The organism is Schinkia azotoformans (assembly GCF_035811335.1).
Taxonomy (GTDB): Bacteria; Bacillota; Bacilli; order Bacillales; family Bacillaceae_J; genus Schinkia; species Schinkia azotoformans.
Window position 1 is genome coordinate 80,227 of record NZ_JARSMD010000027.1, and the last position, 12,470, is coordinate 92,696.

The following is a 12,470-nucleotide window of genomic DNA, read 5'->3' on the forward strand; positions in this document are numbered from 1 at the left end:
TTTAGGCGAATTTCCCGTCACAGGGCAAATAATGATTAGTGAAAAATTTCTTTTAAATTGCCTCAGTCACTCCTTCTTTCAATACATAACATATTTATATGTTGGAAGAAGGAGGGAAAAAATGATTGGCTTAAATCAATTTGGTTGGATTGTCACAGGTGCGGCTCTTGTCCTTCTCGTTGAAGTTCTAGTCTGGCTCTATTGGCGCTTTTTGGGTAGTGGTTCTATTCGAGATTATGTATCAGAAGATGAGGAGCCTGATGGAGATTATCGTATTATCAAACGTGTTAAAACACCGACCCAACGAATCGCCTTGGTTGACAATCAAGGGCAAACGCTTGTATATGCGAATGGAGATGTAATGTTTGGAACAACAGAGGACGATGAAATATATGCTGAAGCATTAATTCATTTGCCGATGGCAGTCACTGTTAAACGGGAGAACATTCTTATAATTGGTGGTGGTGGTGGCATTACAACAAGAGAAGCTCTTAAGTATCCTGAAGTGAAGGAGATCACGACACTAGATATAGACTCCATTATGATGGATTTTGGTAAAAATTTAGAACCTCTCGTCAAATTTAATAAAGGTGCATTAAACCACCCAAAAGTACGAACAGTTATCGAAGATGGACGAAAATTTATTGAAGATACTCAAGGGAAATGGGATGCCATTTTCATAGATATTCCGGAGCCGAGCGAGGAATGTCCAGAACTATGCAGGCTTTTCAGTCGGGAATTCTTTAGGCTTTTAAAAGAAAGATTGGAACCAGGTGGCGTGATTACTATCTCTTGTCCCTCACTAGCCTGGATACCAGAGTACCTTTGGTGTGTGCAAGCTACCTTAGTGAATGCAGGTTTTCATGTTTTGCCTTATCATTTTGATGTCATTGCGGAATATGAAGACGATTATGGATTTTGTATGGCGGCAAATCGTCCATTATTGCCTGACGATATCACCCCTTCTATTCCTACACGTTTCCTATCTAAGGAGAGAGTTCAGGATATGTTTCATTTTCCCTATAACTATATTAAAAGCAGGTCAAACAATAAAATTCAAACGGATCATAACCTAGTACTTGCAGAAATTGTAGATGATTGCTGGGATGATTAATGCCAGTTTGCTAATAAAAAAGTAAAAAAAACAGGCCAAGCAAGCTTTGATGAAGTCAATGCTTGCTTGGCTAATTTTTTAGAAATTCATCGAGTAAAAATAAAGTTAGTGCGGCCCTGTTGTATTTTAATGGTTTGTCTCCAGGAGCAAAGGCTTTAGCAATATAAATCCCCACTTCATCACCAGCGTTCAAAAATGATTGAACAGTTGTTCCTGTAATAATACTGATGCCATTTACGTCAAAAATGGATCCAACAAGTGGATGTGGTTCAGATTTATTCGAACTTAAGTTGATAGTGAATTCAGCAAATTGTTCTTCCTCTAAGATAACAGATACATTTGCTGTTATATGATATACACCTGATTTAAAAACTGTAATTCTGTTTGTAGCGACATTAGGTCTAGTATTTTGGTAAGGGCCAGCTATATTAAAATTAACAAGGTTTCCAGCTATAATAGGGAGAATTCCATCGTCAGGATGATCTTGTTTATACAAGGATCCATAAGTATAGGGTTTTACATTTTTAGTTCTCATAGACTTCGCCTTGATAAATCATTTGTTCAGGGTATTCTAAATGTTTAATTAGCTGAGGATATGAAACTCCGCGTAAAATGGAGTACACCATTGCTTTTTTTGAAGACAATCCTTTTAAGAGAAATTCCACTTCGCGATCAAGATCTTGCTTTCCGCATGTATAAAAATCTAAGGAAGCATATCCCTCTTCAGGCCATGTATGAACGGACAAATGTGAAGTCGATAAAACTAGTACTCCTGTTACGCCTTGAGGTTCAAATTGGTGGAAGTAAGAATATAAAATTTCCATGCCTGCGTCTAGAGCTGCTTGTTTACACAATTTCTCTAAATATGTGATATTATCCAAAAGTGAAGAATCGCACTCGAATCCATCAATAATAATATGCTTTCCTTCTTTGACCAAAATTCCATCATTCCCTTCCGTTTACCTTTTAAACTATGGTATGTAATATTAGAAAAATAACTTGTATGGTTGCCCTAGGTTATTAGAAAATGGACTTATATAAAAGGAAAAATGCGTTCTTTATTAAAAAGAACACATTTTTAAGTCCCTATTACTGACTAAATTCTTGCCGATAAATTTCATGTAATTTTAAATCAGACAAACTATTTATCTGTGCTTCCATTAAAACCGACTGTAACATAGGAGAAAAGACAAACAAGGTTGAAAGGTCTTCAGGGAGTGTTGTGGTATTCGGGATAGTTAATTTTATATCATCTACGGCCAAAGGTTTTTTTGCTGCCAAATGAAATCCCCAATCTCCGAAGGAAGGAACGTTTATATGGTAGCTTTGGACATGCATTCCTGTCTCCATAAGTGTAAGCCCGATACTCCAGTATACTAATGGAGCATATTCTGGTGAATGAGATTGGCAAACAAGAATACCGTCTTCCGTTAGAAGATTTAATAATTCCTTAAAAAATTCCACAGTATACAAGCGGCTTAAGACTTCATCGCCTGGGTCAGGTAAGTCTACTATAATGACATCATATTGGTCCTTTTGGTTTCGTTGGAATACTTGAATATCCTGCTGATGAATGAATACCCGCTTATCGTGTAGGGCGCTTTTATTAAGGGAAACAACCGCAGAAATATTACTAGCCATGTCGAGCATTAATGGATCAAGATCTACTAAGTCTATATGCTTTACATCAGGGTATTTTAGGACTTCTCTAATAGCCAACCCATCACCGCCGCCTACAATAAGGATGCTGTCCCGTTTTTGGCTTATGGATAATGCAGGATGAACAAGAGCCTCGTGATAGAATTCCTCATCTAATGAACTGAACTGTAGTTGCTTATCTAGATAAAGACGAACATCAGTTGTTTCCAAAACTAATACATGATCCCCCTCTATTCCTTCGTATAAAATACGGTGAGGATTGGAGAGAAGATGATGAAGCTCTTTCAGTTCTTCCGGATCGACATCAGCCTCTTGCTCTGCTGGAGTGGTAGAGGCTTCACTTGAGGAAGATAATTTGCGTAATGAAAGGGAATCTAAGGAGTTGACAATAACAATGGCTTTATTCTTGAATGACATGACCTGTTCCGAAAATATAAACCATGGCATTAGATTATTAGGAAGGGAACTGTTCGGCACATCAATTTTTTTCTCTTCACTCCATCTTAAGGGTTTCTTTCCAGCCAGGTGAAATCCACAATCACCAAACCAGGGAACATGGACGTGGTAGTTGAGATTGTATAATGGCACGCTTTCTAATGTTTTTGAAATACTCCAGTATTCCAAAGAGGCATCTTTCGGAGATGAGGACGTACAAACCATTAGCCCGCTGTCAGTAAGCTGGTTGGACAGTTGGAGAAAGAATTCCTGGGTAAAAAAAAGGCTCTCTTCTTCTGGCAGAATGGCGATAATAACATCAAATTTCTGCTTCTCTGTCATAAGAACATCATCTATATTGGTATCTGAGATTTGAACACGTTTATCAGAGAAGGAACCTTCGTTAAGCTCAATAATTTCTGGAGTATTTTTAGCGGCTAAAAGGATTTCGGGGGATAGTGCCACTAGATTGACATGGTTAACACTTGGATATTTAAGGACTTCTCGTAATGCTAATCCACTTTCATCGCCGATGATTAGGATACGATCGTGCCGTTCCGATAAAAGCATGGATGGATGTACTAAAGCCTCATGAAAAATTCTTTCATCCATTGAATTCCATTTAAGTTCATTATTCTGGTATAAACGTATATTCATTGTTTCTATCAAAAGCACATTCTGATATGGACTTGCACCCTTAAAAATGATTTTGTGAGGACCAGCTAATAATTGTTGAAGTTCAATCAAATCGTAAATATCACCACGGAAGGAATCCTGATTGTTATTATTACTCAATATTATATCACCTCTAGTAAGTAACTTATTGTAATTATATGAAGAAGCGAACAGTTTCGTGAATGATGTTTCACATGAAACAATAATAGGGGAATTCTCATCATATATTTAAAGTTAATTAACATGAACTATTTCAATTTAATGTAGCCAAGCATATATTGCCAATAAAACATTTTTCTATTTTTCAATAGTAAATAAAGGGGAGGATTTTATTTGGCACATACGCCATTGGCTAGTATGGTGCAGAGAGCTTTTGCAGCGGCACATATGGAAATGGAGAAACAAAAAAGGAACGAAAAAGGGATTCAACCTGATAGAAATATTTCAAAAAGCCCTGTCTATCCAAACATGGAAGAAGGACAATATTCTAATCTAAAAAGAGAAATGAAAAATGCTCCAAGAATTATTATTGTGGGAGCGGGCTTAGCAGGCCTTACTTGTGCATATCGTCTAAAGCAGGCGGGGATTTTATCTACTATTTACGAGGCGACGGATCGGGTTGGGGGGCGGTGTTGGACAAGAAGGGGTGCTTTCAAAGAAAATCAAATTGTCGAGCGTGGCGGAGAATTGATCAATACTGGTCACATGGAGATTCGAAATCTTGCTGAAGAGTTTAATTTAAAATTAGATAATTTAATTGAGGCTGAGACAAAAGGAACAGAACCGCGTTACTATCTTAAGGGATCCTCATACACTTTAGAAGAAGCAACAAAGGACTTTTTAGGAGTTTATCCTCAACTACAAAAGGATCTTGAAGAAGTGGGAGAAACTACACTTTATAATAGTTTTACAGAGCGCGGCTTTGAGCTTGATCATATGTCTATCGTTGATTATATAAATGAAATTGTGCCTGGTGGCATCCATTCAAAGTTTGGTCAATTATTGGTACTAGCCTATACAATTGAATATGGAGCAGATGCCGATCAGCAAAGTGCATTAAATCTACTCTATTTGTTAGGTTTTTCCCCAAAAGGCTCCTTGAATATATTTGGAGATTCAGATGAACAATTCCATATAAGGGGTGGAAATGACCTACTTCCAGAGTTATTAGCTAAGGAGCTGGATGGACAAATTAAATTTAATGCAGAGTTGATGAAGATTGAACAAAATAGTCTAGGTGAAATAAGACTCGTCTTTCGAAACAGTGAAAGCAGGTGGGAAGTTTTTGCGGAAAAGGTTGTCTTAACTATTCCCTTTAGAATATTAAGATTGATTGATTACGAGGATGCAGGATTTAGTTCCTTAAAAGTAACGGCCATTGAGGAGATTGGAGTGGGAGTAAATACGAAACTTCATGCACAATTTTCAAATCGGTTCTGGAGAAAGCTTGGAACCAATGGTGGAACATTTTCGGATACCGGGTATCAGAATACTTGGGAGGTTTCTCGTGCTCAAAAAGGTAAGTCGGGCATTCTTGTTAACTATACGGGGGCAGGAACGGCTGCCAATATAAATGCTTTAACAGAAGAGCAACTAGAAGAGATCACAGAATCCTTTTTCGGGCAGCTAAAACCTGTTTTGCCAGGAAGCGAAAAATACTGGAAAGGATTATCTACAGTTGACCACTGGTTAAGTAACCAGTGGTCAAGAGGGTCCTATTCATATTTCAAAGTTGGTCAATATACGAAATTTGCTGGAATTGCGGGAGAACGTGAAGGTAACATCTTCTTTGCAGGTGAGCACACATCAGTAGCTTTCCAAGGATATTTAAATGGAGCAGTTGAAACTGGAGAGAGGGCATCACAAGAGGTACTGGAGGATTTAAAAGTAAAGTAAAATAAAGAGAGACAGGCTAGGATCTGTCTTTCTTAGTCATATCCCAATAAGTATTATATCAACATAATTTGTTCAGTAGGTAACTACTGTTATGTTGATCTTTATTATTACGAATAAATCCTTTTCATCTGTTGAATCTTAAGGAGTGTCCTTAAGATTTTTTAATTAGGAATAAAAATGCTTTTGATATGGATCTATGCCAGATAAGAATTAGGTATATTCATCAGTTTAGGAGGAAGTCATATGAGAATGGTTGACTTAATTGAAAAGAAACGTGATGGTTTTGAATTAACGAAAGAAGAAATACAATTTTTGATAAATGGATTTACGAATGGAGAGATTCCAGACTATCAAATGTCGGCTTTTTCTATGGCTGTATTTTTCAAAGGCATGACAAAGGAAGAGCGTGTTCACTTAACAGAAGCAATGGTTCAATCCGGTGATCAAATTGATCTTTCCGGAATTGAAGGAATAAAAGTAGATAAACACAGTACCGGCGGGGTTGGTGATACGACTACACTTGTGTTAGCACCGCTTGTTGCTTCAGTTGGTGTTCCGGTTGCCAAAATGTCAGGAAGAGGTCTTGGACATACTGGCGGTACAATTGATAAGTTGGAATCTATTAAAGGTTTTCATGTAGAAATTACGAATGAAGAATTTATTGATTTAGTGAATAAGAATAAAGTCGCTGTGATTGGCCAAAGCGGCAACTTAACACCTGCTGATAAAAAATTGTATGCATTAAGAGACGTTACGGCAACGGTGGATTCCATTCCTCTTATTGCAAGTTCCATTATGAGTAAGAAAATTGCTGCGGGGGCTGATGCCATTGTTCTTGACGTCAAAACTGGCAGCGGGGCATTTATGAAGAGTCTTGAGGATGCAAAGGAATTAGCTAAGACAATGGTTGATATTGGTAATGGTGTCGGCAGGAAAACAAAGGCGATTATTTCAGATATGAGCCAGCCGCTTGGATTTGCCGTCGGAAATGCCCTTGAGGTGAAAGAAGCGATCGATACGCTGCAAGGCCAAGGACCTGAAGATTTATATGAACTATGTTTGACACTTGGCAGTCATATGGTTGTATTAGCCGAAAAGGCAACTGACTATAAGCAAGCACGCGAAATGCTGGAGGAATCTATTCGAAACGGAAAGGCATTAGAAAGTTTTAAAACGTTTCTTGCTGCACAGGGTGGAGATGCATTGGTTGTAGATGAGCCATCTAAACTTCCAACGGCTTCCTATACAATCGCTGTTCCTGCTAAACAAACTGGTTATGTTTCTGAAATTACGGCTGAAATAGTTGGGCTGGCAGCCATGATGCTGGGTGCAGGACGGGCAACGAAAGAGTCTGTTATTGATCTAGCGGTAGGTGTTGTGCTTCATAAAAAAGTAGGAGATTATGTTCAAGCTGGTGAGGCTTTAGTAACGATTCATAGCAATAATGAAAACGTTCAAGAAGTTATCGAGAAAATTTACTCCGCATACCAACTTTCTGATAAAAAGGTAGTAAAACCGACACTGATTTATACAGAAATTCAATAATCGAAAAAGGGATGAAAAACATGACAAAAAATTTAGCGGGATTGATTGATCATACATTATTAAAGGCCAATGCGACAAAAGCTGAGGTGATGAAGCTGCTTGAGGAAGCAAAACAATATCAATTTGCTTCCGTTTGTATTAATCCTACATGGGTGGAAACAGCAGCTGAATTTCTTCATAACACACCGGAAGTAAAGGTCTGTACCGTTATTGGCTTTCCACTCGGTGCAACAACGCCGGAAGTAAAAGCATTTGAAACAAAAAATGCGATTGAAAATGGTGCAAATGAAGTAGATATGGTTATTAATATCGGGGCATTAAAGGACCGTCAGTACGATTTAGTGGAAACAGATATTAAAGCGGTAGTCGACGCGGCGAAAGGGAAAGCGTTGACGAAGGTGATTATTGAAACCTGTCTATTGACAGATGAAGAAAAAGAGAAAGCTTGTGAATTAGCGGTTAAAGCCGGAACGGACTTTGTCAAAACATCTACTGGCTTTTCCACTGGCGGAGCAACTATTGAAGATGTTGCTCTCATGAGAAAAACAGTCGGTCCTGGAATTGGTGTTAAGGCTTCTGGCGGTGTTAGAAATTTGGAAGATGCAGAAGCCGTGATCAAAGCAGGTGCTAATCGCATTGGCGCAAGTTCAGGCGTGGAGATTGTAAACGGTGAAACTTCATCTTCTTCTTATTAACTAACGGTAATAGACTGGTTCTTGTAACGAATTAATTTTTTTGAATTGATGGAAGTGACTAATCAACTACGAATTTTTACACCATCTGGAGGACAAACGATGAAATACATCATTGCGGTCATCGGGTTGCTTGTTGTGTTTGGAATGGCTTATTTGGCAAGCAATAATCGAAAAACCATCAAAATAAAACCAATTATTCTTATGGTTGTTATTCAGATAATATTATCTGCTTTATTATTAAATACAGCGTTAGGTCTGGAATTAATTAAAGTTTTTGCTGGGGTTTTTGTAAAATTACTGGAATACGCAGGCGCCGGGGTATCCTTCGTGTTTGGTGGTCTAGCTAATAAAGGGGAATCTCCATTCTTCATTAATGTCCTGCTGCCGATTGTATTTATTTCCGTCCTGATTGGAATTCTCCAATACCTAAAAATCCTGCCGTTTATTATGAAAGCAATTGGTTTATTACTTAGCAAAATAAATGGTATGGGGAAATTGGAATCTTACAATGCAGTGGCATCGGCCATGATTGGTCAATCCGAAGTGTTTATTACAGTAAAAAAGCAGCTTGGCCTTTTACCGGCTAATCGCTTATATACTCTTTGTGCATCGGCCATGTCAACGGTATCGATGTCGATTGTCGGTGCGTATATGACAATGATTGAGCCAAGATATGTAGTAACGGCACTTGTCTTAAACTTATTTGGTGGATTTATCGTCGCCTCCATTATTAATCCGTATACTGTTAATCCGGAGGAGGATATTCTGGAAATACAGGATGCTGAAGACCAATCATTCTTTGAAATGCTAGGGGAATATATCCTTGATGGTTTTAAAGTAGCGGTGATTGTCGGTGCCATGTTAATCGGTTTTGTTGCTTTAATGGCTGCAATAAATAATTTATTTGAATTAATTTTCGGTATTTCATTTCAAGAAATCCTGGGTTATATCTTTGCGCCTTTTGCTTTTATTATGGGTATTCCTTTTTCAGAGGCGGTCAAGGCAGGAGGCATTATGGCCACAAAGCTTGTAACCAATGAATTTGTCGCGATGATGGATTTGGCAAAACTGGCACAAACATTTAGCCCGCGTACATTAGGGATCATCTCTGTTTTCCTTGTTTCTTTTGCTAACTTCTCTTCAATTGGCATAATCAGTGGTGCCGTAAAAAGTCTAAATGAGAAAAAGGGAAATGTAGTGGCTAAGTTTGGTTTAAAACTTTTATATGGTGCAACATTAGTAAGTGTGCTATCAGCTGTCATTGTAAGTATTGTTTTATAGATGGTTGAGATTTGAAAGCCATAATTCACTAATTTTCAGAGGCATAAATGAAAGGTAATGAAACCGAGTTGATTATTTAATGGATTTACTAGATAGACTTAAACTAGTAAACAGATCAAACTTAGGTGTATCAAGAATTTACCGTGAAGTAGGAAACAATATTGAGTTAACATTTATTGCCTCTCCACTAAAAAAGGGATTTAAAACGATTGTGGATTTGTTAGAGGAAGATATGAAATACGAGCGCCAACAAAGTCTAGACAAAGAAGCTATTAAAATAAGAATACTTTCTATTTTAAAAGAGCGGAATTTAACAAATAAAGAAATCAGACAGATGACAGGTATGACGGATAAACAAGTTTAACGATTAATTGCTGGTATGATTAGTGCAGAGAACCGTACTATAAGTAAATAAGCTTAACAGATAAACAATAAGGACAACCTCCATGCTTCGTGAGATTGTCCTTTACTTCTATTTTGATTGCCTATAGACCGTTGCGATGAGATACTCTGTACGGGGAGAAAGCTGTATTCTATTCTAATGTAGATTGAGATGCACCATGAATGGTCGCATACTTATTCCTCTTTATAAAAACGCTCACCGGTTTCTCGATTGAAATAAACGACTAATTTTTTGTTTGTAGTTGGATCAATAGATACTTCATTTGTTCTAACGAAGCCTTTAGGTACTTGTTGACCATGTTTTGCTTTGAAACGGCGGTCCCATATAAGCCAAGACCCGATGATTAGAAGAAGCAGAATGAGAAGTTGGATACCGTAAAATCCTAAAATCCATTTCATTGGTTATTCCTTTTCCACAATCACAGCTGTTCCATATGCAACAATTTCACTCATATTCTGACCAATTTCACCAGAATCAAAGCGCATCATAATAATAGCATTTGCCCCCATTGCTGTTGCATTTTTCACCATCCTGTCGATTGCTTGTTTTCTCGCATCTTCAAGCATCTCTGTATACTGGTTTATTTCCCCGCCTACAATTCCCTTTAGGGAAGCCAAGATATCTTTACCAATCCCTCTCGCCCTTACCGTTAAACCAAAAACTGGACCTAACACTTCTGTAACTTTATAATTCGCAATCTTTTCTGTTGTTACTATAATCATATAAAGATTAGCCCCCTTAACTAAATGATTACTACATCCTTATTCTACTTCGATTGGGGGATAAGTATTATTATTTTTTCCTTTCAAAAAGGCTACACTTTAAGGAGAAATCTTACATCTCGTTATAGTGTAGCTTTTAAAATTTACACCCATTTCTTATCCTCTTCATTCGTATATTTTAGAACCAAATTTTCATCACCAGGCATAAGTCTCCAGCCTTTGTTCACTACAATTCGGAGCCATGTACCGGGAATCCAAGAAGTTACTAGGGCCAGCATAACAAGGATGGCGAAAAATTCTTGGTTGATGATCCCAGCGGTATAGGCAACGGAGGAAAGAACGATTCCGGGGCCGCCACGGTCATTAATAGCAACTCCTAAATTTAAACTTGTGAAACGGTCTTGTTTCATAATACGGGATGTGATATAAACAGCCAAAGTTTGTGTTAGTGTTGCAAATAATAAATAGCCTATGAAAAATAGTAGGCTAAAATGTCTTACTAGGTCTAATTGCAGCCCTACTGTCGCAAAATAAATAGGGATGAACCAAGAAAATGAAATATTAGATACTCCTTGTTCGACCCGTTCTGAGAGTGTTTTCGGTAAAGCAACTTTAGCAACAATACCCGCCAATAGGGCACCAAAAATCGTTTCAACATGAAGATTACCTGCGATGGAAGCAAGAATAAACATAATAAACAGGAAGTAACCCAAATTCGAAGATCTAAATAGTAGATTTTGTTTAGTAATGGTTAAGCGTTTAAACAGGAAATACCCTAGGAGAAAGGTACCCACTATAAAGGCAATGGATGTTCCGAGACTTGACATGGCTGTACTGACTGTGAATACTCCACTCTGACTGGCAAGGGTTGTCGCAAAACCTAAGGCAACCCAGAGAAAGATGTCATGAATTCCAGCACATGCAACAACAATTTTAGCGAATCGGGTATGCATAATGCCAAGGTCATTAAATATTTTGGAAATGACAGGGATAGAGGTTATAGCGATAGATATTGCGATTACAATCTTCATTGCTAAGGGATTATTTGCCGAACCGATAAAGGGAGCTATATTAAAAAGATCCGCGGCAAACCAACCTACAATGAAAGCGGGAATAGTGGCTCCTATTACTAACCCGGAAGTTAACTTAATATCTTCTTTATTAAATTGGGTTTGGAACTTCAGACCAGAGGTAAACATTAGCATGAGCAAACCAAATTGGTAAAGTAGTCCAAACAATTTATCCTCAGTTGGAAATCCTAGAAATAACCACTGAAATGCATCTGGGAAGAAGTGCCCTAATAAGGTCGGACCTAGTACTAAACCGGCCGCTACTTCACCAATTACACGTGGTATGAATATTCGTTCTGCAAGAAATCCTAATAAATGTGCGGTTGCTAACAAACATCCCATCGCTAACAAAAAATGACTAATTTCTGCACTTGTTAAACTAAACACCAGTTTTTCACTCCTTTGTTTTATTTTTGTTTCTAATGTTAAACTATGACATGCTACATAAATAGCTTGGGTAAAGAACATGGAAAAGAATAATTTTTTATACTTTAAGAAAATCTAACTTTGTTAAAGGATTAAAAAAATGAGTTGAATTTTTATAAATAATTTTTGATGAAATGTAACAAACTAAAAATAAAAGGGAGGAATGAAAATGTTGAAGAGAGTCACCACTGTTATTTTGCTTTTAACCCTGTTTAGTTTTAACCTGTTATCTGTCAATGCCCAAGAGGTCGAATCTAAGGGAATAAGTATGGAGAAGGCAAAACAAATTGCTTTGGGACAGGTAAAAGGAGAAATTCTCAATGCCTACTTGCAGGATGATGATGGAAAGAGCAAATATGAGATCATCATCCAAGCAAAGGATGGAAAGTATGAAGTGGAGATAGATAAATCTACTGGTAAAGTGTTAGAAGTGGAGAGAGAGGGCAATAAAGGGGATAGGGATGACGACGATGATGACGATGAACGCTATGATGACTAAAAAAATTTATTCAATAGCGTTCATATCCTAAAAATCTACGTTAAAGAAGG

The 12,470-nt window shown here is 37.6% G+C and carries 13 protein-coding genes; 7 read left to right on the forward strand and 6 right to left on the reverse strand.

From position 1 onward, the window contains the following. Positions 1-121: 121 nt before the first annotated feature. Complete coding sequence (locus tag P9E47_RS17105) at positions 122-1,114, forward strand: spermidine synthase (RefSeq protein ID WP_004430814.1); 993 nt, start codon at positions 122-124, stop codon at positions 1,112-1,114. Between the two features lie 70 nt (positions 1,115-1,184). On the opposite strand, the gene P9E47_RS17110 is transcribed toward P9E47_RS17105, so the two are convergent. The 3 genes from P9E47_RS17110 to P9E47_RS17120 form a co-directional block, all read right to left on the reverse strand. Next, entirely contained in the window at positions 1,185-1,649 is a 465-nt protein-coding gene (locus P9E47_RS17110; protein WP_004430818.1) for a hypothetical protein, read from the reverse strand. Next, positions 1,639-2,052 carry an adenosylmethionine decarboxylase gene (speD, locus tag P9E47_RS17115; protein ID WP_004430820.1) on the reverse strand — a complete coding sequence of 138 codons (414 nt, stop codon included), beginning with the start codon at positions 2,050-2,052 and terminating at the stop codon, positions 1,639-1,641. The genes P9E47_RS17110 and speD overlap by 11 nt, the downstream gene beginning before the upstream one ends. Before the next feature lie 151 nt (positions 2,053-2,203). Continuing rightward, positions 2,204-4,003 (reverse strand): spermine/spermidine synthase domain-containing protein, encoded by a 1,800-nt coding sequence (locus P9E47_RS17120; protein WP_326164118.1) that lies wholly within the window; start codon positions 4,001-4,003, stop codon positions 2,204-2,206. A gap of 213 nt (positions 4,004-4,216) precedes the next feature. Between P9E47_RS17120 and P9E47_RS17125 the strand changes: the two genes are divergently transcribed. From P9E47_RS17125 to P9E47_RS17145, 5 genes are all read left to right on the forward strand, one after another. After that, positions 4,217-5,779, forward strand: a complete 1,563-nt coding sequence (locus P9E47_RS17125; protein WP_326164119.1) for a flavin monoamine oxidase family protein — start codon at positions 4,217-4,219, stop codon at positions 5,777-5,779. A gap of 243 nt (positions 5,780-6,022) precedes the next feature. Continuing rightward, the gene (locus tag P9E47_RS17130; protein ID WP_004430824.1) at positions 6,023-7,324 is read left to right on the forward strand and encodes a pyrimidine-nucleoside phosphorylase; all 1,302 of its coding nucleotides are present in this window, start codon (positions 6,023-6,025) and stop codon (positions 7,322-7,324) included. A 20-nt stretch (positions 7,325-7,344) separates the two neighbouring features. After that, positions 7,345-8,019 (forward strand): deoxyribose-phosphate aldolase, encoded by a 675-nt coding sequence (gene deoC, locus P9E47_RS17135; protein WP_004430825.1) that lies wholly within the window; start codon positions 7,345-7,347, stop codon positions 8,017-8,019. 99 nt (positions 8,020-8,118) lie between these two features. Beyond that, positions 8,119-9,300, forward strand: a complete 1,182-nt coding sequence (locus tag P9E47_RS17140; RefSeq protein WP_004430826.1) for a NupC/NupG family nucleoside CNT transporter — start codon at positions 8,119-8,121, stop codon at positions 9,298-9,300. A gap of 79 nt (positions 9,301-9,379) precedes the next feature. Beyond that, the gene (locus tag P9E47_RS17145) at positions 9,380-9,664 is read left to right on the forward strand and encodes a hypothetical protein (RefSeq protein WP_326164120.1); all 285 of its coding nucleotides are present in this window, start codon (positions 9,380-9,382) and stop codon (positions 9,662-9,664) included. Positions 9,665-9,876: 212 nt separating this feature from the next. On the opposite strand, the gene P9E47_RS17150 is transcribed toward P9E47_RS17145, so the two are convergent. The 3 genes from P9E47_RS17150 to P9E47_RS17160 form a co-directional block, all read right to left on the reverse strand. Beyond that, on the reverse strand, positions 9,877-10,101 hold the full coding sequence (locus P9E47_RS17150; protein ID WP_004430827.1) for a hypothetical protein: 225 nt from the start codon (positions 10,099-10,101) through the stop codon (positions 9,877-9,879). A 3-nt stretch (positions 10,102-10,104) separates the two neighbouring features. After that, positions 10,105-10,425 carry a YbjQ family protein gene (locus P9E47_RS17155; protein WP_004430828.1) on the reverse strand — a complete coding sequence of 107 codons (321 nt, stop codon included), beginning with the start codon at positions 10,423-10,425 and terminating at the stop codon, positions 10,105-10,107. Between the two features lie 143 nt (positions 10,426-10,568). Next, entirely contained in the window at positions 10,569-11,882 is a 1,314-nt protein-coding gene (locus P9E47_RS17160; protein WP_004430830.1) for a cation:proton antiporter, read from the reverse strand. A gap of 208 nt (positions 11,883-12,090) precedes the next feature. On the opposite strand from P9E47_RS17160, the gene P9E47_RS17165 reads away from it, so the two are divergent. Continuing rightward, entirely contained in the window at positions 12,091-12,420 is a 330-nt protein-coding gene (locus P9E47_RS17165) for a PepSY domain-containing protein (protein WP_326164121.1), read from the forward strand. Positions 12,421-12,470: the final 50 nt, after the last annotated feature.